This is a genomic window from Diaphorobacter sp. MNS-0 (assembly GCF_019602835.1).
Taxonomy (GTDB): domain Bacteria; phylum Pseudomonadota; class Gammaproteobacteria; order Burkholderiales; family Burkholderiaceae_C; genus Diaphorobacter; species Diaphorobacter nitroreducens.
Genome location: NZ_CP080761.1, coordinates 3,671,974 through 3,698,700 on the forward strand (window position 1 = coordinate 3,671,974; position 26,727 = coordinate 3,698,700).

General features: G+C 68.6%; 26 protein-coding genes and 2 pseudogenes. 15 read left to right on the forward strand and 13 right to left on the reverse strand.

What is annotated here, in order from left to right; genetic code table 11:
• Positions 1-275: 275 nt before the first annotated feature.
• Together K2L43_RS17395 and trxA are read right to left on the reverse strand one after the other, a co-directional pair.
• Complete coding sequence (locus K2L43_RS17395; RefSeq protein ID WP_220638114.1) at positions 276-1,118, reverse strand: META domain-containing protein; 843 nt, start codon at positions 1,116-1,118, stop codon at positions 276-278.
• Positions 1,119-1,141: 23 nt separating this feature from the next.
• Complete coding sequence (gene trxA / locus K2L43_RS17400; protein WP_011807016.1) at positions 1,142-2,050, reverse strand: thioredoxin; 909 nt, start codon at positions 2,048-2,050, stop codon at positions 1,142-1,144.
• Positions 2,051-2,233: 183 nt separating this feature from the next.
• Between trxA and K2L43_RS17405 the strand changes: the two genes are divergently transcribed.
• From K2L43_RS17405 to K2L43_RS17430, 6 genes are all read left to right on the forward strand, one after another.
• A complete protein-coding gene (locus K2L43_RS17405) occupies positions 2,234-2,815 on the forward strand; it encodes a DJ-1/PfpI family protein (protein WP_011807017.1) in 582 nt (193 codons plus the stop codon).
• 141 nt (positions 2,816-2,956) lie between these two features.
• Positions 2,957-3,298: a ribbon-helix-helix domain-containing protein gene (locus K2L43_RS17410; protein WP_015914516.1), complete on the forward strand. Its 342-nt coding sequence runs from the start codon at positions 2,957-2,959 to the stop codon at positions 3,296-3,298.
• A 71-nt stretch (positions 3,299-3,369) separates the two neighbouring features.
• A complete protein-coding gene (purE, locus tag K2L43_RS17415; RefSeq protein ID WP_047351539.1) occupies positions 3,370-3,867 on the forward strand; it encodes a 5-(carboxyamino)imidazole ribonucleotide mutase in 498 nt (165 codons plus the stop codon).
• Positions 3,864-5,039, forward strand: a complete 1,176-nt coding sequence (locus K2L43_RS17420) for a 5-(carboxyamino)imidazole ribonucleotide synthase (protein WP_220638115.1) — start codon at positions 3,864-3,866, stop codon at positions 5,037-5,039. The genes purE and K2L43_RS17420 overlap by 4 nt, the downstream gene beginning before the upstream one ends.
• Positions 5,040-5,050: 11 nt before the next feature.
• On the forward strand, positions 5,051-6,049 hold the full coding sequence (locus K2L43_RS17425; RefSeq protein WP_011807021.1) for an L-threonylcarbamoyladenylate synthase: 999 nt from the start codon (positions 5,051-5,053) through the stop codon (positions 6,047-6,049).
• A 72-nt stretch (positions 6,050-6,121) separates the two neighbouring features.
• Entirely contained in the window at positions 6,122-7,075 is a 954-nt protein-coding gene (locus tag K2L43_RS17430) for an SGNH/GDSL hydrolase family protein (protein WP_011807022.1), read from the forward strand.
• 222 nt (positions 7,076-7,297) lie between these two features.
• On the opposite strand, the pseudogene K2L43_RS19120 reads toward K2L43_RS17430, so the two are convergent.
• The 3 genes and pseudogenes from K2L43_RS19120 to dacB all read right to left on the reverse strand — a co-directional run.
• Positions 7,298-7,402: pseudogene (locus tag K2L43_RS19120) on the reverse strand (OmpW family protein); the annotation flags it as partial.
• Positions 7,392-7,763 (reverse strand): annotated as a pseudogene (locus K2L43_RS17435) (phospholipase); the annotation flags it as partial. The pseudogenes K2L43_RS19120 and K2L43_RS17435, both read right to left, overlap by 11 nt.
• A gap of 185 nt (positions 7,764-7,948) precedes the next feature.
• Entirely contained in the window at positions 7,949-9,430 is a 1,482-nt protein-coding gene (gene dacB / locus K2L43_RS17440; RefSeq protein ID WP_370633068.1) for a D-alanyl-D-alanine carboxypeptidase/D-alanyl-D-alanine-endopeptidase, read from the reverse strand.
• A gap of 50 nt (positions 9,431-9,480) precedes the next feature.
• On the opposite strand from dacB, the gene tsaB reads away from it, so the two are divergent.
• From tsaB to corA, 9 genes are all read left to right on the forward strand, one after another.
• Positions 9,481-10,191 (forward strand): tRNA (adenosine(37)-N6)-threonylcarbamoyltransferase complex dimerization subunit type 1 TsaB, encoded by a 711-nt coding sequence (gene tsaB, locus K2L43_RS17445; RefSeq protein ID WP_220638117.1) that lies wholly within the window; start codon positions 9,481-9,483, stop codon positions 10,189-10,191.
• Positions 10,188-10,664, forward strand: a complete 477-nt coding sequence (gene rimI, locus K2L43_RS17450) for a ribosomal protein S18-alanine N-acetyltransferase (protein WP_011807026.1) — start codon at positions 10,188-10,190, stop codon at positions 10,662-10,664. The genes tsaB and rimI overlap by 4 nt, the downstream gene beginning before the upstream one ends.
• Positions 10,661-11,437: a uracil-DNA glycosylase family protein gene (locus K2L43_RS17455; RefSeq protein ID WP_011807027.1), complete on the forward strand. Its 777-nt coding sequence runs from the start codon at positions 10,661-10,663 to the stop codon at positions 11,435-11,437. The genes rimI and K2L43_RS17455 overlap by 4 nt, the downstream gene beginning before the upstream one ends.
• A gap of 179 nt (positions 11,438-11,616) precedes the next feature.
• Positions 11,617-12,111, forward strand: coding sequence for a 4Fe-4S dicluster domain-containing protein (locus K2L43_RS17460; RefSeq protein ID WP_047351546.1), 495 nt, complete (start codon positions 11,617-11,619; stop codon positions 12,109-12,111).
• Positions 12,112-12,151: 40 nt separating this feature from the next.
• Entirely contained in the window at positions 12,152-13,999 is a 1,848-nt protein-coding gene (locus tag K2L43_RS17465; protein ID WP_220638118.1) for an aldehyde ferredoxin oxidoreductase family protein, read from the forward strand.
• A 123-nt stretch (positions 14,000-14,122) separates the two neighbouring features.
• Entirely contained in the window at positions 14,123-15,415 is a 1,293-nt protein-coding gene (locus tag K2L43_RS17470) for an NAD(P)/FAD-dependent oxidoreductase (RefSeq protein ID WP_220638119.1), read from the forward strand.
• 89 nt (positions 15,416-15,504) lie between these two features.
• A complete protein-coding gene (locus tag K2L43_RS17475) occupies positions 15,505-15,759 on the forward strand; it encodes a MoaD/ThiS family protein (RefSeq protein ID WP_011807031.1) in 255 nt (84 codons plus the stop codon).
• 29 nt (positions 15,760-15,788) lie between these two features.
• Positions 15,789-16,088, forward strand: a complete 300-nt coding sequence (locus tag K2L43_RS17480; RefSeq protein ID WP_135147942.1) for a hypothetical protein — start codon at positions 15,789-15,791, stop codon at positions 16,086-16,088.
• 231 nt (positions 16,089-16,319) lie between these two features.
• On the forward strand, positions 16,320-17,306 hold the full coding sequence (corA, locus tag K2L43_RS17485; RefSeq protein ID WP_103738475.1) for a magnesium/cobalt transporter CorA: 987 nt from the start codon (positions 16,320-16,322) through the stop codon (positions 17,304-17,306).
• 207 nt (positions 17,307-17,513) lie between these two features.
• Here corA and K2L43_RS17490 read toward each other — a convergent pair whose 3' ends face one another.
• The 8 genes from K2L43_RS17490 to pyk all read right to left on the reverse strand — a co-directional run bounded on the left by K2L43_RS17490 (position 17,514) and on the right by pyk (position 26,709).
• The gene (locus K2L43_RS17490) at positions 17,514-18,275 is read right to left on the reverse strand and encodes a 5'-methylthioadenosine/adenosylhomocysteine nucleosidase (RefSeq protein ID WP_220638120.1); all 762 of its coding nucleotides are present in this window, start codon (positions 18,273-18,275) and stop codon (positions 17,514-17,516) included.
• A gap of 85 nt (positions 18,276-18,360) precedes the next feature.
• Positions 18,361-20,040 carry a long-chain-fatty-acid--CoA ligase gene (locus tag K2L43_RS17495; RefSeq protein WP_015914533.1) on the reverse strand — a complete coding sequence of 560 codons (1,680 nt, stop codon included), beginning with the start codon at positions 20,038-20,040 and terminating at the stop codon, positions 18,361-18,363.
• Between the two features lie 129 nt (positions 20,041-20,169).
• Entirely contained in the window at positions 20,170-21,594 is a 1,425-nt protein-coding gene (locus K2L43_RS17500) for an NAD(P)(+) transhydrogenase (Re/Si-specific) subunit beta (RefSeq protein ID WP_011807036.1), read from the reverse strand.
• Between the two features lie 11 nt (positions 21,595-21,605).
• Positions 21,606-21,935 (reverse strand): NAD(P) transhydrogenase subunit alpha, encoded by a 330-nt coding sequence (locus K2L43_RS17505; RefSeq protein WP_015914535.1) that lies wholly within the window; start codon positions 21,933-21,935, stop codon positions 21,606-21,608.
• 48 nt (positions 21,936-21,983) lie between these two features.
• Positions 21,984-22,703, reverse strand: coding sequence for a hypothetical protein (locus K2L43_RS17510; RefSeq protein ID WP_255580483.1), 720 nt, complete (start codon positions 22,701-22,703; stop codon positions 21,984-21,986).
• A gap of 24 nt (positions 22,704-22,727) precedes the next feature.
• Entirely contained in the window at positions 22,728-23,843 is a 1,116-nt protein-coding gene (locus tag K2L43_RS17515; RefSeq protein WP_172208849.1) for a Re/Si-specific NAD(P)(+) transhydrogenase subunit alpha, read from the reverse strand.
• Between the two features lie 211 nt (positions 23,844-24,054).
• Positions 24,055-25,119 carry a class II fructose-bisphosphate aldolase gene (gene fba / locus K2L43_RS17520; RefSeq protein ID WP_015914537.1) on the reverse strand — a complete coding sequence of 355 codons (1,065 nt, stop codon included), beginning with the start codon at positions 25,117-25,119 and terminating at the stop codon, positions 24,055-24,057.
• A 153-nt stretch (positions 25,120-25,272) separates the two neighbouring features.
• The gene (gene pyk / locus K2L43_RS17525; protein WP_103738481.1) at positions 25,273-26,709 is read right to left on the reverse strand and encodes a pyruvate kinase; all 1,437 of its coding nucleotides are present in this window, start codon (positions 26,707-26,709) and stop codon (positions 25,273-25,275) included.
• Between the last annotated feature and the right edge of the window lie 18 nt (positions 26,710-26,727).

Below are 26,727 nucleotides of genomic sequence, written 5' to 3' on the forward strand. Positions count from 1 at the left end.
CGCCAAACGAAGCTGGGGTGCTACCCCAGCGAGGCTTGGCAACGCCGCGAATGGCCCTTTTTGATCGCAACCCGGAGGGAACGGAGTGAAAACCGCGCCACGCGTCGTTGCCCTCCTAGCCAAGGCCCCGGCCTTGGCGTCGTCACGCGCCTAGATTGGCGCGGTTTTCACGCCATTCGCACTGGCAAAAATAGTGTGAACAGGCCCTAGAGGCCAATTTCCTTCATGCACCCGCATCAACCACGGCGAACGCCGCGGCATGGGTCGCAGCGCACTCACTGGGGTTGCATGGGTGGCTCGTCGTCCTCGGGCCGCGGCGCGCCCCATTCCTCGGCCACGAAGCGCAGCAGGGGCGTGCCGTCCTCGCCGCGCAGCTCCAGCGCCCGGCCTTGCTGCCGGTAATACGCCACCGCGCCCAGGCGCTCGAAGAAGGCCGGCTCCGATCCGCCGCCCGCAAGGCACAGGCGCAGGGATGCGCTCATGCGGGACAGCCGCAGTTGCCCGCCCTCTTGCACGTACTGCCCCACGAAACGGTTGCACCCTCCCGAACCGCTCACGCGCCCCGCATCGCGCTGCAGCACCAGATGGGCCGCGGCCTGCCCCTCGGCCGGCGCGTCCACCGGCGCATCGTCCACCACCTCCACGAGTTTCCAATAGGTCTGGCGCAGCGGCACGGATGCGGCCGCCGTGGCTTGCAGCGCTGGCACGCGCGCCAGGATGACGTCCACATGGCGGAAGGCCGGGTCGATCAGCACCGGGTGCACGCGGGGCGTGTCCAGCAGCAGGCGCCCCTGCTGCGTGACCGCTGCGCGCACCTCGTAGCGGCCTTGGGCGTGGACGTCCACCTGGCGGTAGGGAATGCGCAGCATGTAGGGCAGCGGGCCGGCCGGGTCGATGCGCTGGCGGCCCAGCACCCGCGGCGGATGGCCCTCGCGCGTCACGTCCACAAGCGCTGCCTCGAACAGCGCGTCGGGCGGCACGTAAAGCCGCTCGCGCGAGATCACGGTGCCGGATATCTGCGCATCGGGCCCCAGGGCCGTGGCGCAGCCGGCCAGCCACGCGGCGGCCAGCAGCAGCGCCGTCCGCCCGGCCGCATGCAACGGCTGCAGTCCCGCCACCGCGCGCCCGCCCCCGGCGTGGGTCAGCTCAGCACCACGCTGGACAAGCGCCGCCGGTAGCTGGCCACCACCGGGTCCTCGGGCGGGATCTGCCCGTCGGCCACCTTGACCTTCGGGGGCTCGATGATCTCCAGCACGGCCACGTAGGCCTTGCGCGCGGCATCGTCGTTCCAGGCCTTGTCGCGCATGAGGATTTCCAGCAGCTCGTCCATGGCCTCCTGCCAGCGCTGCTGGGCCATGAGCCAGCGTGCGCGTGCAAAGCGCGTCTCGAAGTCGCGCTTGTTGGCCGCAATCTTTGCATCAAATTCGGCTCCAGCGCCCGCCCCATAAGCGCTAGAAGCTACGAAATCAAGAGCATCCATCCACGCCTTGAGCGCCCCCAGGCGGCGCGAGACCTCGGCCTTGGCGATGACCGGCGCGAAGGCCACCTTGGCGTCGTCTTCGCGGCCCAGCTGCAGCAGCAGCTTGACGTAGTCAAAGCGCGCGTCGTCGTTGGCCGGGTCGGTGGCGACGGCGTGCTGCAGCTTTTCCAGTGCACCCTCGGTATCGCCCTCGGCGAGCGCATCCAGGGCTTCCTCTTCCTGCTCCTCGGCCTGCAGCTCCTCGGCGCTGGGCACATGCTTGTCCAGGAAGGCGCGCAGTTGGCTCTCGGTTTGGGCGCCCATGAAGCCATCCACGGGCTGGCCATTCATCATCAGCACGCAGGTGGGAATGCTGCGGATGCCGAACATGGCAGCCAGCTGCTGCTCCTGGTCAGAGTCGATCTTGGCCAGGGTGAAGCGGCCAGCGTATTCCACCTCCAGCTTCTCCAGCACCGGGCCCAGCGTCTTGCAGGGGCCGCACCAGGGTGCCCAGAAGTCCACCAGCACGGGCACTTGCATCGAGGCGGCAACCACCTCGGTTTCAAAATTCTCTAGGGTGACGTCGATCATGTGTAGCGGTCCCGGTAGTGCGGCGCACGGCGCCGGTCAATGGTGATGGGGATTCTGCGGCAATTTCGCGCGCCACAGGTACAAGCCCGCAGGGCCCCTTGTAGTAGCGGGTTAATACCTGCCGCACCTGCAGGCTGCCCACAATGGTCTGTACCCCAGCCACCCACAGCAAAGGAGACCCCCATGGCAGGCAAGAAGATTCTGATGATCTGCGGCGACTACTGCGAGGACTACGAGACCATGGTGCCGTTCCAGGCGCTGCAGGCCGTGGGCCACACGGTGCATGCGGTCTGCCCGGGCAAGAAAGCGGGCGACCACATCAAGACGGCCATCCACGACTTCGAAGGCGCACAGACCTACAGCGAGAAACCCGGCCACAACTTCACCCTGAACGCCACGTTCGCGGACGTCCAGGCGCAAAGCTACGACGCGCTGGTGATCCCCGGCGGGCGCGGCCCCGAGTACCTGCGCAACGACGCCGCCGTGTGCACCGCCGTGCGCCATTTCTTCGAGGCGGGCAAGCCTGTGGCCGCCGTGTGCCACGGCGCCCAGCTCCTCGCGGGTGCCGGCGTGCTCAAGGGCCGCACCTGCTCGGCCTACCCCGCCTGCCGCGCCGAAGTGGAACTGGCCGGCGGCCGTTACGCCGACATCCCCGTGGACCAGGCGCACACCGAGGGCAACCTGGTCAGCGCGCCCGCGTGGCCCGCGCATCCCGCGTGGATCGCGCAGTTCCTGGCGCTGCTGGGCACGCGCATCACGCTCTGAAGGCAAAAAGGGCCGCAGCGCTCACCCATCAAGCGCAAGCAGCTATCACTATCACTTTGAAAGCACCTAACTCCTGACTTGACGGCGCCGGCGGCGGGCCGCACCATGGCCCGCCGTCCCCACGCCCGAAGGAGTTCCGCCGTGTGCCAGGTCTTCATCAGCGCCGATCCGCAGCTCTACGCCTACCGCGCCCGCTCCGTGCGGCTGCACGGGGTGGCCACGAGCATCCGGCTGGAGAACCTGTTCTGGCAGGTGCTGCAGGAGATCGCCGCGCGCGACGGCTACAGCGTGGCCCAGCTGTGCACCAAGCTGTACGACGAGCTGGTGGCCGAGCACGGCGCGGTGGACAACTTCACCTCGTTCCTGCGCGTGTGCTGCACGCGCTACCTGGCGCTGCAGCTGTCCGGCGAGATTCCGCGCGACGCGCGCGTGCCCGTCCGCTCGATCACGCTGGGCGCCAGCGCCGCCCTGCTGGCGCATTGACCCCCGGGCGCGCGCACAAAAAGTAAAATCGCGGGCTTCACCCCCGGCGAGCGCACCGCGCGCACCCCCACATGAACCCCATCCAGATCGGCGTGGTCATGGGCTCCAGCAGCGACTGGGAGACCATGCAGCACGCAGTTGCCATCCTCCAGCAATTCGGCATCGCGCACGAGGCGCAGGTGGTCTCCGCCCACCGCATGCCCGACGACATGTTCCGCTACGCCGAGGCTGCCGCCGGCCGGGGCCTGAAGGCCATCATCGCGGGCGCGGGCGGCGCCGCGCACCTGCCCGGCATGATCGCCGCCAAGACCACCGTGCCGGTGCTGGGCGTGCCGGTCGCCAGCCGCCACCTGCAGGGTGTGGACTCGCTGCACTCCATCGTGCAGATGCCCAAGGGCGTGCCCGTGGCCACGTTCGCCATCGGCGCGGCCGGCGCGGCCAACGCGGCGCTGTTCGCCGTGGCGCTGCTGGCCAACGAGAACCCGGCGCTGCGCGAGCAGCTGGACGCCTTCCGCGCCGAGCAGACCGCCGCCGCGCGCGCCATGACGCTGCCGCCGGTGTCCGCATGAACGAGCGTCAGACCGCGATCCTGCCCGGCGCCACGCTGGGCGTGCTGGGCGGCGGGCAGCTGGGGCGCATGTTCGTGCACGCCGCCCAGGCCATGGGCTACTTCACCGCGGTGCTGGACGAGGACGCGGCCAGCCCCGCCGGCCTGGTGAGCCACCACCACATCCGCACCGGCTACGAAGACCCGCAGGGCCTGGCCACGCTGGCCCGCGCCTGCGCCGCCGTGACCACCGAGTTTGAAAACGTGCCCGCCGCCGCGCTGGACACCCTGGCGCGCAGCCTGCCGGTGTCGCCCGCCGGCAGCGCCGTGGCCATCGCCCAGGACCGCGCGCGTGAAAAGGCGCACTTCGTGCAGTGCGGCGTGCCCGTGGCACCGCATGCAGTGATCGAAACCGCCGCGCAGCTCGCCGCCGTTCCCGCTGATCTGCTGCCGGGCATTCTGAAAACCGCCCGCATGGGCTACGACGGCAAGGGCCAGGTGCGCGTGGCCACGCCCGCCGAGTTGGCCGGCGCCTGGGAGCAACTGGGCCGCGTCCCCTGCGTGCTGGAAAAGATGCTGCCGCTGGCGCACGAGTGCTCCGTCATCGTCGCGCGCGGGCGTGACGGCACCGTGGTGCACCTGCCCGTGCAGCGCAACCTGCACCGGGACGGCATCCTGGCCGTGACCGAGGTCTACGAAGGAAATCTGCCTCCAGCGCAGACCAGTCAAGCGCTGATAGCTGCGAAATCAGTAGCAAACGGTCTGAACTACGTGGGCGTGCTGTGCGTGGAGTTCTTCGTGCTGCAGGACGGCACGTTGGTGGTCAACGAGATCGCCCCGCGCCCGCACAACAGCGGCCACTACAGCCAGAACGCGTGCGACGTCTCGCAGTTCGAGCTGCAGGTGCGCTGCATGACCGGCCTGCCGCTGGTCCAGCCGCGCCTGCACAGCCCCGCCATCATGCTCAATCTGCTGGGCGACCTGTGGTTCACGGGGGACCAGCCCGTGGCGCCGACTGCCCCCGCGTGGGATGCGGTGCTGGCCCTGCCGGGCTGCCACCTGCACCTGTACGGCAAGGTGGAGGCCAAGCGCGGCCGCAAGATGGGCCACCTGAACATCACCGGCACCACGCCCGAGGCGGTGCGCGCCACGGCGCTGCAGGCGGCGGCCCTCCTCGGCATCGCGCCGTTCTGAACGAGGCCCGCATGATTCTGGATGGACGCCTGGACGCCTCGGTGCAGGCCGCCGCGCAGGCCCTGGCGCGCGGCGAACTGCTGGGCCTGCCCACCGAGACGGTGTACGGCCTGGCGGCCGACGCCGACAACGACGCGGCCGTGGCGCAGATCTTTGCCGCCAAGGGGCGCCCCGCCAGCCACCCGCTGATCGTGCACGTGGCCGACGCCGCGGCCATCACCCGCTACGCCAAGGAAGTGCCGCTGTTCGCGCAGCAACTCATCGACGCCTTCTGGCCCGGCCCGCTCACGCTCATCCTGCCGCGCCTGCCCCACGCCGCCGTGGCCTCTACGGGCGGGCAGGACAGCGTAGGCCTGCGCTGCCCCGCGCACCCCGTGGCGCATGCGGTGCTGCAAGCCTGCCAGCGGCTGGAGCCCCCCGTGTGGGGCGTGGCCGCGCCCAGCGCCAACCATTTCGGCCGCGTGAGCCCGACCACCGCGCAGCATGTGGCCGAGGAATTCGGCGACGACCTGCTGGTGCTGGACGGCGGCGCCTGCACCGTCGGCATCGAGTCCACCATCATCGACTGCACGCGCGGCGTGCCCGTGCTGCTGCGCCCCGGCGCCATCTCGCGCGAGGACGTGCAGCGCGCCTGCGGCCAACGACCGCTATCGAAAGAAGAGCTTCCAGCACTGACCCCGCGGGCTTCAGGCACACTTTTAGCCCATTACGCCCCAACGGCGCGCGTGCGCCTGATGGACGCCAAGCAGCTGCAGGCCGGACTGGATGTGCTGGGGGCGGACGCGGCCCACATCGCCGTGTATGCACGCGCGCCGCTGCGCGCGGCGTCGTCGAAGATCCTTGTGCGGCGCATGCCCGATGACGCCGCCGCCACCGCGCAGCAGCTGTTCGCCGCGCTGCGCGGCTTCGACGAGGCCGGGGTGAAGCTGATCTGGATCGAAACGCCGCCCGATGCGCCCGCATGGGAAGGCGTGCGCGACCGCCTGCAGCGCGCCGCGGCCGCGGGCTGACGCGCCTACATCAAGCTACAAGCCTTGTCCGCACCCTCGTTACACTCTCGCCCACTTCAATCGGAGAAATACATGGCAGCAAATTGGATGCGCCGCACTTTCGTGGCCGCCGCCTGTGCATCGGCCGCGCTGCTCGCGGCCTGCGGTTCCAGCAGCACTGAATCGGCAATCTCGCCCCAGCGCTTCATCGCCTTCGGCGACGGCCTGGCCGACGTGGGCCAGAAGGGCTCCAGCTACACGATCAACGACGGCAGCATCAACAACTGGATGCTGCGCATCTCCTCCAACTACGGCGGCACCTTGAAGCCCGTGTCGGCAGGCGGCTTGAGCTACGCGCAGGGCAATGCCCGCGTGACGGCCACCCCCGACGCCGCCGGCAACGCCGCCACCCCCACGGTCACGCAGCAGATCGACCAGTTCCTGGCTGCCAACAAGTTTGCCGACACCGATCTGGTGATGCTGAGCGCCGGCGTGAGCGACATCATCGCCGGCATGGCCGCGGTGCAGGCCGGAACGCTCACCGAAGAGCAGTACGTGGAGGCTGCGGGCAAGGCAGGCCAGGAGCTGGCCGCGCAAGTGCGCCGCCTGTCGGACGCGGGCGCCATGCACATCCTGATGACCGGCACCTACGACCTGAGCCGCACACCCTGGGCCAAGGCCCTCAAGAAGGAAAGCCTCATCAGCAGCGCCAGCCGCCGCTTCAATGACGACCTGCTGGTCAACATCGTGGACATGGGCAAGACCGTGCTCTACGTGGACGTGGCCTACTACGTGAACCTGTTCGAGGGATCGCCCGGCGGGTACGGCTTCACCGATAGCAGCACACCCGTGTGCACGTCGGTGGACGCGGGCCCGGGCATCGGCATCGGCGCGGGCGAGGTGAACTCCGCGCTGTGCACCACCGCCACGCTGCTGCCCAACGCCAACCCGGACCGCTTCCTGTTCGCCGACAAGGTGTACATCACTCCGGCCGCGCACCGCGAATTCGGCAACTACGCCTACGACCGCCTGCGCAACCGCTGGTAAGCAAGCACGCCCGCCCGCGGGGCACCCGCCGGCGGCCACACCGGTGCTGCGCCGGCCCAGCCACGGGGGCGCATCCGCCCCCGTTCGCTCCCCTGATCGTCAGAGCCCCCAAAAAAAGAGGCCAGCTCCGCAAGGAGCCGGCCTTTCAAGCCTCGGAGACGAAAACCTGGGGCACTTCGCGCACCCCGCGGCGCGCCCCCTCCCTCGGCGCCTGGGGCGCTCTCAGAACCGGTAGCCCACCCCCACCGCCACCACGCTGGGGTTCAGCCGCATGCCGATGCTCTGGCCGCTGGACAAGTGGGCCGTGGTCTTGAGGAAGCTCTTGTAGGATGGACACGGGCGAGGTGGGCGCCTTGAAGTTGTTGATGCGCCCGCCGCCTACCGCGTAGTTGGTGCAGTCGGCCTTGGCGCTGAAGCTCCCCCCCGCGGACACATAGTGCGGGCACAGCGTGCGGCCATAACTGGCGGCCACGCGCTCGGGCCAGATGGCCGTGGAGCCCGCGCCCGTAGGGGCCGTGCCCTGGACCGTGAACTTCAGCCCGAAGGTGCCGCTGTCCGCCAGGCTGTCACCCATCACCTTGACTGCGGTGACCGCCGTGGCGGGCGTGGTGTCGGCGCCACCACCGCCGCAGGCCGCCAGAACGGCGGCGGAAACGGCAACGGCGACCCACTGCATGCGTGGTTTCATCAGGAACTCCTGTTATGAATAGAACGAACGTTCGTTTTTTTCAGGAGTATTACCGATGAAGCGCGAGAGGCCGTCTGCGGGTAAATACCAACATCGGAGGCATCCCGCCGCGCCGCGCGGGCAGCACGACACGTCTGCCGGTGGGCCGGCCCGGGCGTTCGATGGCGGACGGCGGCTGCGCCGCCTCAGCGGTCGCTCGCGGCCCAGTCCACCAGCGCGTCCAGGGCCGGGCGTGCCGCGGAGGCATTCGGGTGGTTGACGAAGCCCACCAGCACATAGCGCCGGCCGCCCGCGGCATGCACATAGCCGGCCAGCGCCACCACGTCGCGCAGCGCACCCGTCTTGAGGTGCGCGAAGCCCGCAGCCTGGCCCTGGCGGCGGCGCAGCGTCCCGTCCACCCCGGCAATGGGCAGCGATGCCATGAATTCCGGCATCACCGGCGACGCCCAGGCGTGCTGCAGCATGCGCGCAAGCGCCCGCGCGTTCACGCGCGCCTCACGGCTCAAGCCGGCGCCGTTGTCCACCACCGGCATCTCGGCGGCGCCCAGGCGCTGGCGCCACCACTGTGCGAGCACGCTGCGCGCCTGGTCGAAGCTGCCTGCGCCGGCTTTTTGCAGCCCCAGCGTCAAAAACACCTGCTGCGTCATGACGTTGTTGCTGTACTTGTTGATGTCACGCACCACCTCCGACAACGGCGGCGAGGTACTGCCGAATGCCGGCGCCAGCCCCGCGGGCACCTTGCCGTCGCGCACGCGGCCGGTGAGCTTGCCGCCCAGTTCGCGCCACATGCCTTCCACCGCGCGCGCCGCATAGCCGCCCGGGTCGGCCGGTGCGATGGACCACTCGCGTTCGCCGCAGGCCGCCGGGTACACGCCCGGGAAGGCGATGCGCGCAGGGTCCGCGAAATCCGCCCGCAGCCCTGCACGCCAATCGCCGCAGGCCGCGCCCTGCGCCGCCAGCGGCACGGTGGCGGGCAGTTCCACCTGGGCCAGCGGCGGCTCATAGCGCAGCCGCGCCACGCCGGCCGCCAGATCCGGCACGAAGCCGATGGACACCGCCTTGTAGTTGAGCAGCAGCGCGTCGGGCGCGGCGTTGTAGGGGCGCCAGGGCTCGCCGTCGAACAGCGCCGGATCGTGCGCCGGCAGCGCGAAGGCGCTGCGGTCCAGCACGATGTCGCCCAGGATCACCTCGACCCCCATCGCACGCAGGCGGCGCATGAGCAACCACAGGCGCTCCACCACCAGCTTGGGGTCGCCCTGCCCCTTGATGTACACGTTGCCGCGCAGGCTGCCGCCCTGGGGCACGGCGTCCAGGTACACGGGCGTGTCCCAGGTGAATGCCGGCCCCAGCAGGTCCAGCGCCGCATACGTCGTGACCAGCTTCATGACCGAGGCCGGGTTGGCGGGCGCATCGGCGCGGTGGGCCAGGCGCGGCTGGCGCCCCTCGACTTCCACCACCAAGGCGGAGAGCGCTTCGCGCGGCACCTTGGCGCGCTGCAGCGCGGCCTCGACGGAAGGTGGCAAGGCCGATGCATCGGCGGGCGCAGGCTGGGCGCCCGCCCAGGGTGTCAGGAAGGCCAGGGCCAGCGCCCACCCGGCCGCACAGCGCAGGCGGCGGGCCTGCCCAAGGAAAGAAAACGACATGGCGGCGAGTTTAGGGGGCGCCATGGCCGCCCGCCCCGCCATGGCTTGGCGCGCAGCCGATAATCACGCCCTCCATGAACCTGCTTGCCTTCGACACCAGTACCGACGCGCTGTCCATCGCCGTGCAACACGGCGCGCGCGTGTGGCAGCACAGCGGCGCCGGCGGCGCCCAGGCCTCGGCCACGCTGATCCCGGCCATCCGCCATCTACTGGCGCAGGCCGAACTGTCGTTCGACCAACTGGATGCCGTGGTGTTCGGGCGCGGCCCGGGCTCGTTCACGGGGCTGCGCACCGCGTGCGCGGTGGCCCAGGGCCTGGCCTTTGGCGCGCGCGGCGGGCAGGGCGTGCCCGTGCTGCCGGTGGACACGCTGCTCGCCGTGGCCGAAGAGGCCCGCGCGCAGCACGGCTGCACGCGGGTGGTGGCGACGCTGGACGCCCGTATGAACGAGGTCTACGCGGCACCCTTTGAGTGGCAGGCCGACGGCCGCTGGCAGGTGCCGCAGGACTTCCAGCTGCTGGCGCCCGAGGCCCTGGCCGTGCCGGATGGTTGGACGGTCGCCGGCAATGCCCGCGCCGCCTACGGCGAGCGCCTCGCGCCGCAGGCCCCGCACATGCACGCCCTGCCTACGGCGGCGGCCCTGCTGCGGCTGGCACCGGCGCTGCTGGCGGCGGGCGCGGGCGTGGCGGCCGACGCAGCGCTGCCGCGCTACATCCGCGATAAAGTGGCGCAAACCACCGCCGAGCGAGAAGCCGCCCGCCAAACCGCGCCGGCCCCCCAGACATGAGCGCCATCGTCCAGCCCCCCCACGCCTTCGAGGCCGCCTTCGAGCCGCTGACGCCCGCGCGGCTGGATGCGCTCCTGGCCATCGAGAACAGCGCCTATAGCCATCCCTGGACACGCGGCAACTTCATCGACGCCATGGCCGCCGGCTACCAGGCCCAGTTGCTCGTGGCCGATGGACAGATCCTGGGCTACTTCGTCGCCATGCGCGGCGTGGACGAGGTGCACCTGCTCAACATCACCGTGGCGCCCGCCTTCCAGCGCCAGGGCTGGGCCCATGTGATGCTGGACGCGCTGGCCGTGTGGGCGCGCGGCCAGGGCGCGCAATGGCTGTGGCTGGAGGTGCGCGCGAGCAACGAGCGCGCGCGGCGCATCTATGAAGTCCACGGCTACCGCCGTGTGGGCGAGCGCAAGCGCTACTACCCCGCCGCGGACGGCGAGCGCGAGGACGCCGTGGTGATGAGCCTGCTGCTATGAGCCTGTCCCTGGACACGCGCCAACGCGCCATGCTGCAAGAGATGGGCGTCACCGTCTGGGCGCCGCCGCCGGCACGCCCGCTGCCGCCCCCAGTGGCCGCGCCTGCGCAAGCGGAAGCGGAAGCGGAAGCGGCCATCGCATCCGCCGCCGCGCCCACGCCAGTGCTGCACGCGCAACCTACGCCAGCCGCCCCGCGCCAGCCCGCGCATGCCGCTGCCCCTGCCGCACCCGCGTCCGAGCCGCGCACGGCCGGCGCCGCGCCCACCGGCCTGCTGCTGCGCGCGCCCGTGGCGCTGTACCCGCAGGCCGACCCCCAGGCCGTTCCGCCCGAGCTGGGCGCCGGCTGGCTGGTGGTGCTGGAAAGCCCCACGCCGGCCGAGCCGCTGGCGGGCGACAGCGGCCGCCTGCTGGACAACATGCTGCGCGCCATGCGCCTGCACCGGCACCCGCGCACCTTCGTCGCCACGCTGAACCGGCACGCGCCGGGCCTGACCGCCGAGGGGTTGGAGCCCGCCGCCGGCCTGCAACAGGCGCTGCAGACGCTGCGCCCCTCCCTGGTGCTGGTGCTGGGCCTGGGCGCGGCGCGCGTGGTGCTGGGCAGCCGCGAGCCCCTGGGGCGCCTGCGCGCCACCGCGCACCACCTGCCAGACGGCACGCCCGCCGTGGTGAGCTACGACCCGGCCTACCTGCTGCGCGCACCCGATGCCAAGGCCGCCGCCTGGGCCGACCTGTGCCGGGCGCTGGCCCTGGTGCGGCGCAGCACCGCACCCTGATCCGCCGCAACCGAACGGCCCGCCCGGCACGCGCCTGGCGGGGTACGGCGCGCACCCCATACCCGACGCGGGTTTCCCCTCTGCAAGTCCCCTCCCCTGGGCTGCCTACAATACCTATGCAAATCTTTTCATAGGCAAGGCGTCCCCTGCCCTGGGCGCCGGTACCCAAGGAGACATTCATGCAAAAGGTGTTGCACATCAACGCCGACAAGTGCACCGGCTGCCTGCAGTGCGAGATGGCCTGCTCTTTCGAGAACTACGGCGTCTACGCCACCGCCAAATCGCGCATCAAGGTGTTCGACTTCCACACCACGGGCAAGAAGGTGCCCTACACCTGCACCCAGTGCGACGAGGCCTGGTGCCTGCACGCCTGCCCGGTGGAGGCGATCACGGTGGACAAGCTGAGCGGCGCCAAGATCGTGTCCGAGTCCACCTGCGTGGGCTGCAAGGTCTGCACCATCGCCTGCCCCTTCGGCACCATCAACTACGTGGCCGACACGGGCAAGGTGCAAAAGTGCGACCTGTGCCACGACCGCGCCGAGGGCCCGGCCTGCGTGGAGGCCTGCCCGACCACGGCCATCACCTACATCGACGCCAACTGGACCGGCCTGGAGCGCATGAAGCAGTGGGCCGACAAGCTGGGCAATCAAGCCAATCAGCCCGCTGGCGCTTGACCACCAAGCGCTAGCAGCTATCAATCAAGGAGCACACATCATGTCCTGGGCTGGCAAGATTCTGCGCGTCAACCTGAGCGCGGGCACCGTTACCCCCGAGCCGCTGAACATGGACTGGGCACGCCAGTACCTGGGTTCGCGCGGCCTGGGCACCAAGTACCTGGTCAGCGAGATCGACCCCCAGGTCGACCCGCTGTCGCCGGACAACAAGATCATCTGGGCCACGGGTCCGCTCACGGGCACCATGGCCTCCACGGGCGGGCGCTACACCGTCATCACCAAGGGGCCGCTGACGGGCGCCATCGCCTGCTCCAACTCGGGCGGCTACTGGGGCGCCGAGCTGAAGATGGCCGGCTGGGACATGGTCATCTTCGAGGGCAAGTCCCTCAAGCCCGTGTACCTGTACATCAACGACGACGTGGCCGAGCTGCGCGACGCCGCCGACATCTGGGGCAAGAGCGTGTGGGAAACCGAGGAGCACCTCAAGACCACGCTGCAGGACCCGCTCACGCGCATCTCGGGCATTGGCCGCGCGGGCGAGAACCAGGTACTGTTCGCCGCAGTGGTCAATGACCTGCACCGCGCCGCGGGCCGATCGGGCGTGGGCGCGGTGATGGGCAGCAAGAACCTCAAGGCCATCGCCGTGCGCGGCACCAAGGGCGTGGGCAACATCCGCGACCCCAAGGCCTTCATGGCCGAGACCTTTGCGCGCAAGAAGATCCTGCACGACAACGCCGTCACCGGCCAGGGCCTGCCCACCTACGGCACGCAGGTGCTGATGAACGTGATCAACGAGGTGGGCGCCCTGCCCACGCGCAACCACCGCGACGTGCAGTTCGAGGGTGCCAAGGACATCTCCGCCGAGGCCATGGCCACGCCGCGCGCCAGCGACGGCAAGAAGCAGCTGGTGACCAACCAGGCCTGCTTTGGCTGCACCATTGCCTGCGGGCGCATCAGCAAGATCGACGAGACGCACTTCACGGTGGTCAACAAGCCGCAGTACTGGGGCGCCAGCGGCGGCCTGGAATACGAGGCCGCCTGGGCCCTGGGTGCGGCCAACGGCGTGAACGACCTGGAATGCCTGCAGTACGTGAACCTGCTGTGCAACGAGCAGGGGATCGACCCCATCAGCTTCGGCGCCACCGTGGGCGCGGTGATGGAGCTGTACGAAATGGGCGTGCTCACCCGCGAGCAGATCGGCATCGAGGCGCCCTTCGGCTCGGCCAAGGCGCTGGCCTTCCTGGCCGAAGAAACCATCCACGGCCGCGGCTTTGGCAAGGAGGTGGGGCAGGGCTCCAAGCGCCTGTGCACCAAGTACGGCCATCCTGATTTGTCCATGTCCTCCAAGGGCCAGGAGTTCCCCGCCTACGACGGCCGCGCCATCCAGGGCATCGGCCTGGCCTACGCCACCAGCAACCGCGGCGGCTGCCACCTGCGCGGCTACACCATCGCGTCCGAGATCCTGGGCATCCCCGTCAAGACCGAGCCTACGGCCACCGAGGGCAAGCCCGAGCTGGTCAAGGCCTTCCAGGACGCGACGGCGGCGTTTGACTCGGCCGGCGTGTGCATCTTCACCACCTTCGCCTGGAGCCTGCCCGACCTCGCCCCCCAACTGCAGGCGGCGTGCGACGAAGGCTTCACGGTGCCGGAGCTGGAGAAGATCGGCGAGCGCATCTGGAACATGGAGCGCGAGTTCAACAACGCCGCCGGCTTCACCAAGGCGGACGACAGCCTGCCCCGGCGCCTGCTGACCGAGGCGGCCAAGACCGGCGGCTCCAAGGGCACGGTGAGCCACCTGCCCGAAATGCTGCCCAAGTACTACGCCGTGCGCGGCTGGGACCCCGAAGGCCGGCCCACACCCGAGACGCGCGCGCGCCTGGGACTGTGAGGCCATCTGCCGCGGGCCACGGCAGGGGCCCGCCCGCGGCGCAAGGATAAAAGGCAAATCGGCATGCAGCGCATACCTATCCTGCGTTAGCAGCTATCAATACTGCAGCAACCGAGCATCCCTATGCACCACCTGATCCTCGGGGCCGGCCCGGCCGGCGTCATCGCCGCGGAAACCCTGCGCAAGCATGCGCCGGGCGACCGCATCACCCTCGTGGGCGACGAGGCCGAGCCGCCCTACTCGCGCATGGCCATCCCCTACCTGCTGGTGGGCGACATCGACGAGCGCGGCACCTACCTGCGCAAGCGCGCCGACCACTTCGCACAGCTGCGCATCGACCGCCTGAGCGCACGCGCCGCGGGCGTGGATGTGCAGGCCCGCACCGTCACGCTGGAGGGTGGCGTCACGCTGGGTTTCGACCGGCTGCTCATCGCCACCGGCTCCCACCCCGTGCGCCCGCCCATCCCCGGGCTGGACCTGCCGGGCGTGCAGACCTGCTGGACGCTGGCCGACGCGCGCGCCATCGCCGCGCGCGCCCGGCCCGGCGCGCGCGTGCTGCAAATGGGCGCGGGCTTCATCGGCTGCATCATCATGGAGGCGCTGCAAAAGCGCGGCGTGCAGCTCAGCGTGGTCGAGATGGGCGACCGCATGGTCCCGCGCATGATGGGCGCGGTGGCCGGCGGCATGATCCGCGACTGGTGCGAGCGCCAGGGCGTGCAGGTGTTCACGGGCCACAAGGTCGAGCGCATCGACCGCGCACAAGGTGAAGGCGGCGGCGACGCGCTGCGTGTGCACCTGTCGGGCGGCAGGGTGCTGGATGCCGACCTCGTCATCAGCGCCACGGGCGTGCGCCCGGCCATTGGCTTTCTGGCGGGCAGTGGCGTCACCTGCCTGCAGGGCGTGTTGACCGACGAGCGCATGCAGACCAACGTGCCCGGCATCTATGCCGCGGGCGACTGCGCCGAGGCGTTCGACCCTTTCACGCGCAAGACCGTGGTCAGCGCCATCCAGCCCAACGCGGCCGAGCAGGCGCGCGTGGCGGCGCTCAACATGCTGGGGCTTCCCGCGGCGCTGGCGGTGGTCACCCAGATCAACGTGCTGGACACGCTGGGGCTCATCTCCACCAGCTTCGGCAACTGGCAGGGCGTGGCCGGCGGCGAACAGGTGGCGCTGACCGACGCGGCGGCCGGCAAACACCTGAGCCTGCAGTTCGAGGGCGACCGGCTCATCGGCTGCAACTCCGTGGGCATGACGCAGCACGTGGGCGCCATGCGCGGCCTGGTGGAAGGCCAGGTGCGCCTGGGCCCCTGGAAGGAACACCTGCGCCGCGACCCTACGCGGCTGATGGAGGCCTACCTGGCCTGCGCCCAGGCGCAGGGGCACTGGAGCGGCGCGCAGGACGCGCGCCGGCGCTGAGGCCAGGGAATTTGCTATGCTAAAAGTAGCTGTCAGCGCTTATCCCACAAGTGCAAACGGCCGATTTGGCATGAAAACCGGATAGGCGCATGCGCATCACTTTCAAGCTCTTTGCCTCGCTCACCGACTACCTGCCGCCCGAGGTGCGCCCAGGCAACCAGATGGTGCTGGAAGTCGCCCCCACACAGAGCATCAGCCAGATCATCGCGCCTTTCCGCCTGCCGCCGGACATGGTGCACCTGGTGCTGGTCAACGGCCGCTACATCGCCCCCGCGGCGCGCGCCACCACCACGCTGCACGAGGGCGACGCGCTCGCCATCTGGCCGCCGATCGCCGGCGGCTGAATCGCAGCCTCCTACCCTCCCCGCACCTTTTGAGCGATTGGCCTGACCACTTCACGCGCGACATGAGCTGCGCGCCCGCCGAATGGCAGCGGCTGCTGCAGCGGGCGCTGGCGGGGCACGACTGGGCCGCACAGGGCGACGCCCAGGTACGCATCGCGCTCGCGGGGGGCGCGCTCACGCTGCACTGGGCGCCGGGGCCTGCGCGCCAGATCGCGCTGCTGCGCCTGCCCACGCTGCACCTGCACTTCGCGTTCGACGGCGTCCCGCCCGCCGAGCGCCAGGCTTTCATGCGGCACCTGGACCTGCACACGCACCGCGGCGGGGGGTGATGCGGTGCGGCGCCTTTCCCCCGAAAAGGCGCCAAGAACGTGTCATGCGGCGGTGCTTCCATTGGGGAGCGGATGCGATAATTCCCGTCTTGCACAACGTATGGAGACAGCTCCGTGGAAACCTACCCTAGTTGGTAGCTTTCAGCCTCCCGGCCCATTGACATGCCGAAGGGACTGAAAGCGCCCCCCGCCCCTTTTGCAGACGCCACAAGACAACCGGGAGAGTGAGCCATGCTCAACATCTTTACGCTCGCCAACGGCCGGCTCGTCCAGGAAGAAATCGAGTCCCTGGAAGAGTTGGCGCGCTTTCAGCCGATCTGGGTGGACCTGGAGTCCCCCACGCTGGAAGAAAAGCGCTGGATCAAGCAGCACTACGGCCTGTCCATCCCCGAAGATGCGATGGACGAGGACATCGAAGAGTCCGCGCGCTTTTACGAGGAAGACAACGGCGAGCTGCACATCCGCAGCGACTTTCTGGTGGATGTGTACGACAAGCCGCGCTCGGCGCGCGTGGCCTTCATCCTGAACCTGGTCAACGACGAGCTCAAAAGCAAGGGCGTGCTGTTTTCCATCCACGATGAGAGCATTCCGGTCTTTCGCCTGCTGCGCATGCGCGCGCGGCGCGCGCCGGGCCTGATCGACGATGCCAAAGAGGTGCTGCTGAGCCTGTTTGACACCGACGCCGAATACTCCGCCGACACGCTGGAAGGCATCTACGACGACCTGGAGCAGGTCAGCACCCAGGTGCTGGCGGGCAACGTGACCGACGCACGCGCCAGCGAGGTGCTGGCGGCCATTGCGCGTCAGGAGGACTTGAACGGCCGCATCCGCCGCAACGTGATGGACACGCGCCGCGCGGTGAGCTTCATGATGCGCAGCCGCATGCTCAGCTCCGAGCAGTTCGAGGACGCGCGCCAGATCCTGCGCGACATCGAGTCGCTGGACAGCCACACAGCCTTCCTGTTCGACAAGATCAACTTCCTGATGGACGCCACGGTCGGTTTCATCAACATCAACCAGAACAAGATCATCAAGATCTTCTCCGTGGCCAGCGTGGCGCTGCTGCCGCCGACGCTGATCGCCAGCGTCTACGGCATGAACTTCAAGTTCATGCCCGAGCTGGACTGGCAGTACGGCTACCCCTACGTGCTGGCACTGATGGTGGCCAGCGCGCTGGGGCCGATGCTGTACTTCCGCAAGCGGGGCTGGTTGAAATAGGGAACATCCCCCTGAGCGGCTGCGCCGCTTCCCCCTTCTCTCGCATCGCTGCGCGCTGCGGGAAGGGGAACGACGCCGGTGGCCTGGCGAAGCCTGTTCCACGGCGTCTGCTGGGGTGGCCGGCTCCGCGGCCATCGGATGGATAAGGGCGCGCCAATTTCAAACATAATCGGCCTCTGGCGCCTACGCATCAAGCGCTAGCAGCTCTTATTTTGGGAGCATTTGCACGAAGCGCTGCACGATGTGGTCCGCATAGCGGCTCGCCACGTTCTGCATGAAGTGGGCGAAGTCGACATGCGCACTGTCGTCCGCGCGGTCGGAGATGGTGCGCACCGCCGCAAACGGCAGGCCGTAGTCGCGGCAGACCTGGGCCACGGCGGCGCCTTCCATCTCCACGGCCAGCACGTCGTGGTCAGACGCCAGCAGCGCCGCGCGCAGCGCGCTGGATTCCTGCGCCGTGGAGACGAAACGGTCGCCGCTGGCCATCAGGCCGTGGTGCACCTGCGGGGCGCGTGCAGCGTTGGGAAGATCAGTAACGAAATGGGCTCCAGCGTCCGCCAGGTAAGCGCGAGCAGCTTCCAAAAGCAGAGCATTCAGCGCCGCATCGCAGTCCATGCGCGCACGGCCGTAGCCCGGCACTTCCCAGCGCGGGAAGATGGGCGAGGCATCAAAGTCATGCTGCAGGTAGTCCTGCGCGACCACCACATCGCCCACTTGCACGCCCTCGCCCACGCCGCCGGCCACGCCGGTGAACACCATGCGCGCCACGCCAAAGCGCTCGGCCAGCGCTGCGGCCGTGGTGGCCGCCGCCACCTTGCCAATGCCCGACAGTGCCAGCACCACGGGCTGCCCATGCAGGTGGCCGCGCCAGAAGATGCGGCCCGCATGCTGCAGTTGCTCAGGTTGCTGCAGGGCGTGCATGAGGCCGCCCTGCTCTTCGGGCAGGGCGCTGAGGATGGCAGTGGTCATGAGGGTGAGGGCCGGGCGTAAAAAAGCCGGGATTATCCCGGCTGGGGCAATGCGAGAGCCCGCGCGGGGCCCTCGGGTTCTCGGCTTATTTCTTGTCGCGCAGCTCGCGGCGCAGGATCTTGCCGACGGGGGTCTTGGGCAGTTCGGTACGGAACTCGATCACCTTGGGCTGCTTGTAGCCCGTGAGGTTGGCGCGGCAGAAGTCCTTGACCTGCGCCTCGGTGAGCGCCGGGTCCTTCTTGACGATGACCAGCTTCACGGCCTCGCCCGTCTTCTCGTCGGGCACGCCCACCACCGCGCATTCCAGCACGCCGGGCATCAGCGCCACCACGTCCTCCACCTCGTTGGGGTAGACGTTGAAGCCGCTGACCAGCACCATGTCCTTCTTGCGGTCCACCACCTTGAAGTAGCCGCGTGCGTCCATCACGCCGATGTCGCCGGTCTTGAAGTAACCGTCCTCGGTCATGACCTTGGCGGTCTCGTCGGGGCGCTGCCAGTAGCCGGCCATGACCTGCGGGCCCTTGATGGCGATTTCGCCCGCCTGGCCGGTGGCGGAGATGTCGTGCCCCTCGTCGTCCAGGATGCGCATGGAGGTGCTGGGCAACGGCACGCCGATGGTGCCCGAGAACTCCGTGGCGGTGACCGGGTTGCAACTGGCCGACGGGCTGGTCTCCGACAGGCCATAGCCTTCGCAGATCGGGCAGCCGGTCTTGTCCAGCCAGAGCTTGGCCACGGCCGCCTGCACAGCCATGCCGCCGCCCACGGAAACCTTGAGGTTCTTCCAGTTGACCGTGTTGAAGTCGGGATGGTTGGCCAGGCCGTTGAACAGCGTGTTCACCGCCGGGAAGCTGTGGAACGTGTGCTTGGACAGCTCCTTGAGCACGGCCGGCAGATCGCGTGGATTAGGAATGAGGATGGTTTTGCCGCCCGTGCGCATGGACAGCATCATGTTCACCGTGAACGCGAAGATGTGGTACAGCGGCAGCGCGCACACGGCCGTGGGCTGCTCGCTCTCGGGGATCTTGCTCGTCGCGGGCTTGTTCCAGGCCTCGGACTGCAGCACGTTGGCGATCACGTTGCGGTGCAGCAGCACGGCGCCCTTGCTCACGCCCGTGGTGCCGCCGGTGTACTGCAGCAGTGCGATGTCGTCGCTCTTCAAAGACGGCTTGTTCAACTGCAGGCCGGCGCCCTTGGCCAGCGCGTCGTTGAAGCGCACTGCGCCGGGAAGCTGGTAGGCCGGCACCAGCTTCTTGACGTTGCGCACCACGTAGTTGACCAGCAGGCCCTTGAGCAGGCCCAGCCGGTCGCCCATGGCGCACAGCACCACGTGCTGCACGGGGGTGTTGGCGATGCAGGCCTGCAGCGTGGCGGCGAAGTTCTCGATGATGACGATGGCCTTGGCACCCGAGTCCTTGAGCTGGTGCTCCAGTTCGCGCGGGGTGTACAGCGGGTTCACGTTGACCACCACGAAGCCCGCGCGCAGCACGGCCGCCACGGCGATCGGGTACTGCGGCACGTTGGGCATCATGAGCGCCACGCGGTCGCCGCGCACCAGGCCCAGGCTCTGCAGGTAGGCCGCAAACTGGCGACTCAGCGCGTCCGTCTCGCGGTAGCTGGTCTCCTTGCCCATGAAGCTGTAGGCCGTGCGGTCCGCATAGTCGCGGAAGGCCTGCTCCATCAGCTCCACCAGCGACGTGTACTGCGTCGGGTCGATGTCGGCAGGAACGCCCTGCGGGTAGGCGCCAAGCCATGGGCGATCGGTCATAGATGTCTCTCCTGGAATCTTCTAGTTACGAATGACGGCAAAGTGCGGCGCATTGTGGATGGCCTGCAGCCTTCGCGCGTCTGGAATTACCCTAGCGTGCCGGCCCCGCCGGCATGCGCGGATGCGGCACTACTCCACGGCCTTGCCAATGTCTTCGACCACCTTCTTGGCGTCGCCGAAGACCATCATGGTCTTGTCCATGTAGAACAGTTCGTTGTCCAGGCCGGCGTAGCCCGCGGCCATGGAGCGCTTGTTGACGATCACGGTCTTGGCCTTGTAAGCCTCCAGGATCGGCATGCCGTAGATGGGGCTGCCCTTGTGCAGCGCGGCGGGGTTCACCACATCGTTGGCGCCCAGCACGATGGCCACGTCGGCCTGGCCGAACTCGCCGTTGATGTCCTCCATCTCGAACACCTGGTCGTAGGGCACCTCGGCCTCGGCCAGCAGCACGTTCATATGGCCGGGCATGCGGCCCGCCACCGGATGGATGGCGTACTTGACGGTGATGCCCTTGTCGGTGAGCTTTTGCGCCAGCTCCTTCACCGCATGCTGCGCGCGCGCCACGGCCAGGCCGTAGCCGGGGACGATGACCACGGTCTCCGCCTGGCTCAGGATGAAGGCCGCATCGTCGGCGCTGCCGCTCTTGGCCGTGCGCTGCACGCCGCCGCCCGTGGCCGCAGCTGCCGCGTCGCCGCCGAAGCCGCCCAGGATCACGTTGAAGAACGAGCGGTTCATGGCCTTGCACATGATGTAGCTCAGGATCGCGCCCGAGCTGCCTACCAGCGAGCCCGCGATGATGAGCATGCTGTTGTTCAGCGAGAAGCCGATGCCCGCCGCTGCCCAGCCCGAGTAGCTGTTGAGCATGGACACCACCACGGGCATGTCGGCGCCGCCGATGGGAATGATGATGAGCACGCCCATCACGAAGGCGAGCGCCAGCATGGCGAAGAAGGCATCCCAGCGCTCGGTGAGCATGAACACCAGCCCCAGGCCGACGGTGGCCAGGCCCAGCACCAGGTTCAGCAGGTGCTGCCCCTTGAAGACCACCGGCGCGCCCTGGAACAGGCGGAACTTGTACTTGCCCGAGAGCTTGCCGAAGGCGATCACCGAGCCACTGAAGGTGATGGCGCCGATGGCCGCGCCCAGGAACAGCTCCAGACGGTTGCCCAGGGGGATCGGCTGGCCATGCGCCACGATCTGGAAGGCCCAGGGCTCGGCCACGGCCGCCACGGCGATGAACACCGCCGCCAGGCCGATCATGCTGTGCATGAAGGCCACCAGCTCGGGCATCTTGGTCATCTCCACGCGCTGGGCCATCACCGCGCCCGCGCCGCCGCCCACCACCAGGCCGGCCAGCACGTAGGTCATGCCCACGCCCTTGTCACTGGCCAGCTCCACGATGAGCGCCGCCGTGGTCAGCACGGCGATCGCCATGCCCGCCATGCCGAACAGGTTGCCGCGGATCGACGTGGTGGGGTGCGACAGGCCTTTGAGCGCCTGGATGAAACAGACGCTGGCGACCAGGTACAGCAGCGTGACAAGGTTCATGCTCATACCAACGCTCCTTATTTCGTAGCTGCTTTCGCTTGTTCGGCGGGCGCCTTGCGCTCTTTCTTCTTGAACATCTCCAGCATGCGCCGGGTGACCAGGAAGCCGCCGAACACGTTCACCGCCGCCAGCGCCACGGCCAGCACGCCCATGGTCTTGCCCAGTGGCGTTTCGGTGAGCGCCGCGGCCAGCATGGCCCCGACGATGACGATGGCCGAGATGGCATTGGTCACGGCCATCAGCGGCGTGTGCAACGCGGGCGTGACGTTCCAGACCACGTGGTAGCCCACGTAGATGGCCAGCACGAAGATGATCAGGTTGATCAGCGTGGGCGAAACCGACTCCATTTCGACGCTCCTTCGGAAAGGGGACCTCTACACGGCCCCAATTGACAGCTATTCGGGCAAGGCCTGGGGAAACGGGGGCACGACGAAACGGCCGTCCAGCATGGTGATGCTCTGGCGGGCCGCTTGGGCGAGCTGCTCCATCCACGCCTGCGCGGGACGGCCTGCACGCAGGAACTCCTCGTTGTTGCGCACGGTAGGCCGCAGCAACCGCCGATCGGCCAGCACATCCACGGACACATAGCCACCTTCGGGGGTGGAGTAGCGGTACGAGACGTGGGAATACGGGTTGGCTGGCACGGCCTGCTGCTGCGTCAGCCACTGGGCAAGCGCCGGACGCGCGCTGGCCAGGTAGCCGTCGGTGCCCGCGCTGCGCTTGTAGCGCAGGCAGTCGATGCGCACCGGACTGCCGCGCGCCGCGTCTTCCACCTGCACGCCCTTTTGCGGCAGGCAGGCCGCGGTCCACAGCGTGGTGTCGCGCGGGTGGTTGCTGGCATTGGTCTGCACTACCAGAACCGCCAGCGGTTCCTTGGCCTGGCCGCGCAGGGCCACTGCGCGGGTCTGCATGGGCAGATCGTGCGCGGTGTCATCGGGGCGGACGTCAAACTGCTCGGCGTTGCCGCCCAAAGGCTGCCAGGTGCCCGCGGGCAACTGCAGTTCGGCACGGCCCACCCGTACGAGGTCCGGCTGCGCTGGCGCGCATGCAACGAGCGACAGCAGGGCCGCGATGGCGGGGACAAAGGGGTTCCAACGAAGACGCAAGAAAGTCACTCCAAGGTTGCGGGCAGAACAGGGTCACGCGCGCGTGACGGCCCCCTCATGCGCCACCAAGCAGGCCACCACGATGTCGTCATCGCGGTTGAGGTGCAGGGCGCCTTCGGGGTTGATGATGAGTTTGAGAAAGTCGAGCACGTTGCGCGCGTACAGCGCGGAGGCGTCGGCCGCGACGAGCGCGGGCAGGTTGGTCTCGCCGACCAGGGTCACGCCGTGGTGCACGACGGTCTGACCCGGCTGGGTCAGCGGGCAGTTGCCGCCCTGCGCGGCCGCCAGGTCCACGATGACGGAGCCGGGTTTCATGGACTCCACCATCTCCTGCGTGACCAGCACCGGCGCGGCGCGGCCGGGGATCAGCGCCGTGGTGATGACCACGTCGGCCTGCGCGACACGCTTGGCAACCTCGGCCTTCTGGCGGTCCAGCCAGCTTTGCGGCATGGGGCGGGCGTAACCGCCCACGCCCTCGGCAGCTTCTTTCTCCTCGGCGGTTTCGTAGGGCACGTCGATGAACTTCGCGCCCAGCGACTCCACCTGCTCCTTGACGCTGGGGCGCACATCGCTGGCCTCGATCACCGCGCCCAGGCGCTTGGCCGTGGCAATCGCCTGCAGGCCCGCCACGCCCACGCCCAGGATGACCACGCGGGCCGCCTTCACGGTGCCCGCCGCAGTCATGAGCATGGGAAAGAAGCGCTGGTAGCGATCAGCGGCCATCACCACGGCCTTGTAGCCGGCGATGTTGGCCTGCGAAGAGAGTACGTCCATGCTCTGCGCGCGCGTGGTGCGCGGCGCAGCTTCCAATGCATAGGCGGTGACGCCGGCAGCGGCCAGGCGGTGCAGACCTGCGGCGTCGAACGGATTCAGCATGCCGACCAAGGTACTGCCCTGGCGCAGCAGGCCGGCTTCGGCCTCTTGCGGCGCGCGCACCTTGAGCACCAGGTCGCAGCCCCAGGCGCCGGCCGCGTCGGTGATCTCGGCTCCCACGGCGGCAAAGCCGGCATCGGTGACGCTGGCGCAGACGCCGGCGCCTGACTGCACCCGCACCGTGTGGCCTTGGGCCACGAGTTTCTTGACGGTTTCTGGCGTGGCGGCCACCCGCGTCTCGCCTGCCAGGGTTTCGGCGGGCACACCTATCAGCATGTCATCTCCTCCTGCACGCGAGCGCCCTACGGCGTTGGTCCACGCAGCATTGCGTATTTCTACTTACCGTGAGCTTACATGAAGAATTTAACACCTTCGACGCACGCGCGACATGGCACGGAGTGAGGCCAAAGAAAAAGCCCGGCGGCCATGGGGCGCCGGGCTTGGGAAAGCGTGAGCGGCAGACGGCTCCGCCGCGCGCCTCATTGCGTCAGTTCACGACCTGCTGCAGCGCGCCGCTGGCGTATTTGGCAGCCATTTCGCTGAGGGTATAGCCCTTCACCTTCGCGCCCTGGCCCTCGCAGCCAAACTCCAGGTAGCGTTGCTTGCAGATGGCCTTGGCGGCTTCGCGCGCGGGCTTCATCCACTCGCGCATGTCGAATTTATCCGGGTTCTCGGCCTGGAACTTGCGCACCGCCCCGGTCATGGCCAAGCGGATATCGGTGTCGATGTTGATCTTGCGCACGCCGTGCTTGATGGCTTCCTGGATCTCGGCCACGGGCACGCCGTAGGTTTCCTTCATCTTGCCGCCAAACTGGTTGATGAGGGCCAGCAGATCCTGCGGCACGCTGGACGAGCCATGCATCACCAGGTGGGTGTTGGGAATGCGCGCGTGGATTTCCTTGACGCGCTGGATCGACAGCACATCGCCCGTGGGCGGGCGGGAGAACTTGTAGGCCCCATGGCTGGTACCGATGGCGATCGCCAGGGCGTCCAGTTGCGTGGCCTTGACGAACTGCGCAGCCTCCTCGGGGTCCGTGAGCAGCTGGGCGTGGCTGAGCTTGCCAGCCGCGCCGACGCCGTCTTCCTCACCCGCCTCGCCGGTCTCCAGGCTGCCCAGGCAGCCCAGTTCGCCTTCGACGGTAGCGCCGATCTTGTGCGCCATGGCCACCACTTCCTGGGTGACGCGCACGTTGTAGTCGAAGTCTGCGGGGGTCTTGCCGTCTTCGCGCAGCGAGCCGTCCATCATCACCGAGCCGAAGCCCAGCTCCAGCGCGCCCTTGCAGATGGCGGGGCTGGTGCCGTGGTCCTGGTGCATGACCAGGGGGATGTGCGGATACGCCTCGGCAGCGGCGGCGATCAGGTGCTTGATAAAGCTCTCGCCGGCGTACTTGCGGGCGCCGGCGCTGGCTTGCAGGATCACCGGCGCGCCCACCTCGTCGGCAGCGGCCATCACGGCCTGCACCTGCTCCAGGTTGTTGACGTTGAAGGCGGGAATGCCATAGCCGTGGTCGGCGGCATGGTCGAGCAGTTCGCGCATCGAGACGAGAGGCATGGGGTGGATCCGTTCGAGGGTTGATGGATGAGCGGCGGTAACCGCTTGGTAACTCGTAATTTTAGCCGCCCTACCGCTTCCTGGACCCATGCCCCCAATACCCCCCATCGCCCCGTCTGCGTTCACGGGGTGAAAGGATGCGCTACCGCGAGTTCATCGTGCGCGGCAGATCTTGAGCATGTTGGTGCCGCCGGGCGCACCCATGGGCTCGCCGCAGGTGATCACGTACAGGTCGCCCTGTTGCACGATGTTGCGCATCTTCAGGTGGCTCTCGGCCTGGTCCAATGCAGTGTCGCGGTCGGCGCTGGTGTCCATGAGCAACGGGCGCACGTTGCGGAACATCGCCATGCGCCGCTGCGTGGCCACCTTCGGCGTCAATGCATAGATGGGAATGTGGATGCGGTGGCGGCTCATCCACAGTGCCGTGGAACCGCTGTCGGTCATCGCCACGATGGCCTTGGCACCCAGGTGGTGCGCCGTGAACAGCGCGCCCATGGCGATGGACTGGTCGATGCGGCCCAGGGTCTGGCCGATGAAGTCGGAGTCGCGCTCCAGGTCTTCGGCCGCTTCCGCGGCGGCGCAGATGGTGGCCATCTCCCGCACCGTGTCCAGCGGGTACTTGCCGGCCGCCGTCTCGGCGCTGAGCATCACGGCGTCGGTGCCGTCCAGCACGGCGTTGGCAACGTCGCTCACTTCGGCACGCGTGGGCACGGGGTTGGCGATCATGCTCTCCATCATCTGGGTCGCGGTGATCACCACTTTGTCCATGTCGCGCGCCATGCGGATCATCTTTTTCTGCAGCGCGGGCACCGCGGCGTTGCCCACCTCCACGGCCAGGTCGCCGCGTGCCACCATGATGCCGTCGGACACGCGCAGGATCTCCTCCAGCAGCGGCACGGCCTCTGCACGCTCGATCTTCGCGATCAGGCCGGGCTTGTGGCGGAACTCGGCCGCGGCCACGTTGCACAGCTGGCGCGCCATCTCCATGTCGGTGGCGTTCTTGGGGAAGCTCACGGCCACATAGTCGGCCTGGAAGCTCATGGCGGTCTTGATGTCCTCCATGTCCTTGGCCGTGAGAGCGGGCGCCGTGAGGCCTCCCCCCTGCTTGTTGATGCCCTTGTTGTTGGACAGCTCGCCGCCGATCTTCACGGTGGTGTACACCGCCTCGCCGCGCACGGCATCCACCTGCAGCACGATGAGGCCGTCGTTCAGCAGCAGCACGTCGCCGGGCTTCACGTCGCGGGGAAGTTCCTTGTAGTCCAGGCCCACGCCCTGCAGGTCGCCGGGCTCGCTGCGCGACGCGTCCAGCACGAAAGGCTGGCCCGGCTCCAGCATCACCCGTCCTTCGGCAAACTTGCCCACGCGAATCTTCGGCCCCTGCAGGTCGGCCATGATGGCGACCTCGCGCCCGGCGCGCTGGGCGGCCTCGCGCACCATGGCAGCGCGCTCCACATGGTCCTGCGCCTTGCCGTGGCTGAAGTTCAGGCGCACCACGTTCACGCCCGCCGCGATCATCTGCTCCAGCAGTTGCGGGTCGCTGGAGGCGGGGCCCAGGGTGGCAACGATCTTGGTGGCGCGGCGGATCTGCATGGGGGTGTCTCTTTTCCG

Coding starts and splice junctions, on each gene's coding strand:
- dacB (WP_370633068.1), bottom strand. CDS start 9,430: ATGGCGCCCCCTAAACTCGCCGCCATGTCGTTTTCTTTCCTTGGGCAG.
- K2L43_RS17475 (WP_011807031.1), top strand. CDS start 15,505: ATGCGCATCACTTTCAAGCTCTTTGCCTCGCTCACCGACTACCTGCCG.
- K2L43_RS17495 (WP_015914533.1), bottom strand. CDS start 20,040: ATGACCGATCGCCCATGGCTTGGCGCCTACCCGCAGGGCGTTCCTGCC.
- corA (WP_103738475.1), top strand. CDS start 16,320: ATGCTCAACATCTTTACGCTCGCCAACGGCCGGCTCGTCCAGGAAGAA.
- K2L43_RS17490 (WP_220638120.1), bottom strand. CDS start 18,275: ATGACCACTGCCATCCTCAGCGCCCTGCCCGAAGAGCAGGGCGGCCTC.
- K2L43_RS17420 (WP_220638115.1), top strand. CDS start 3,864: ATGAACGAGCGTCAGACCGCGATCCTGCCCGGCGCCACGCTGGGCGTG.
- rimI (WP_011807026.1), top strand. CDS start 10,188: ATGAGCGCCATCGTCCAGCCCCCCCACGCCTTCGAGGCCGCCTTCGAG.
- fba (WP_015914537.1), bottom strand. CDS start 25,119: ATGCCTCTCGTCTCGATGCGCGAACTGCTCGACCATGCCGCCGACCAC.
- K2L43_RS17460 (WP_047351546.1), top strand. CDS start 11,617: ATGCAAAAGGTGTTGCACATCAACGCCGACAAGTGCACCGGCTGCCTG.
- K2L43_RS17505 (WP_015914535.1), bottom strand. CDS start 21,935: ATGGAGTCGGTTTCGCCCACGCTGATCAACCTGATCATCTTCGTGCTG.
- trxA (WP_011807016.1), bottom strand. CDS start 2,050: ATGATCGACGTCACCCTAGAGAATTTTGAAACCGAGGTGGTTGCCGCC.
- K2L43_RS17425 (WP_011807021.1), top strand. CDS start 5,051: ATGATTCTGGATGGACGCCTGGACGCCTCGGTGCAGGCCGCCGCGCAG.
- tsaB (WP_220638117.1), top strand. CDS start 9,481: ATGAACCTGCTTGCCTTCGACACCAGTACCGACGCGCTGTCCATCGCC.
- pyk (WP_103738481.1), bottom strand. CDS start 26,709: ATGCAGATCCGCCGCGCCACCAAGATCGTTGCCACCCTGGGCCCCGCC.
- K2L43_RS17405 (WP_011807017.1), top strand. CDS start 2,234: ATGGCAGGCAAGAAGATTCTGATGATCTGCGGCGACTACTGCGAGGAC.
- K2L43_RS17455 (WP_011807027.1), top strand. CDS start 10,661: ATGAGCCTGTCCCTGGACACGCGCCAACGCGCCATGCTGCAAGAGATG.
- K2L43_RS17515 (WP_172208849.1), bottom strand. CDS start 23,843: ATGCTGATAGGTGTGCCCGCCGAAACCCTGGCAGGCGAGACGCGGGTG.
- K2L43_RS17430 (WP_011807022.1), top strand. CDS start 6,122: ATGGCAGCAAATTGGATGCGCCGCACTTTCGTGGCCGCCGCCTGTGCA.
- K2L43_RS17465 (WP_220638118.1), top strand. CDS start 12,152: ATGTCCTGGGCTGGCAAGATTCTGCGCGTCAACCTGAGCGCGGGCACC.
- K2L43_RS17500 (WP_011807036.1), bottom strand. CDS start 21,594: ATGAGCATGAACCTTGTCACGCTGCTGTACCTGGTCGCCAGCGTCTGT.
- purE (WP_047351539.1), top strand. CDS start 3,370: ATGAACCCCATCCAGATCGGCGTGGTCATGGGCTCCAGCAGCGACTGG.
- K2L43_RS17470 (WP_220638119.1), top strand. CDS start 14,123: ATGCACCACCTGATCCTCGGGGCCGGCCCGGCCGGCGTCATCGCCGCG.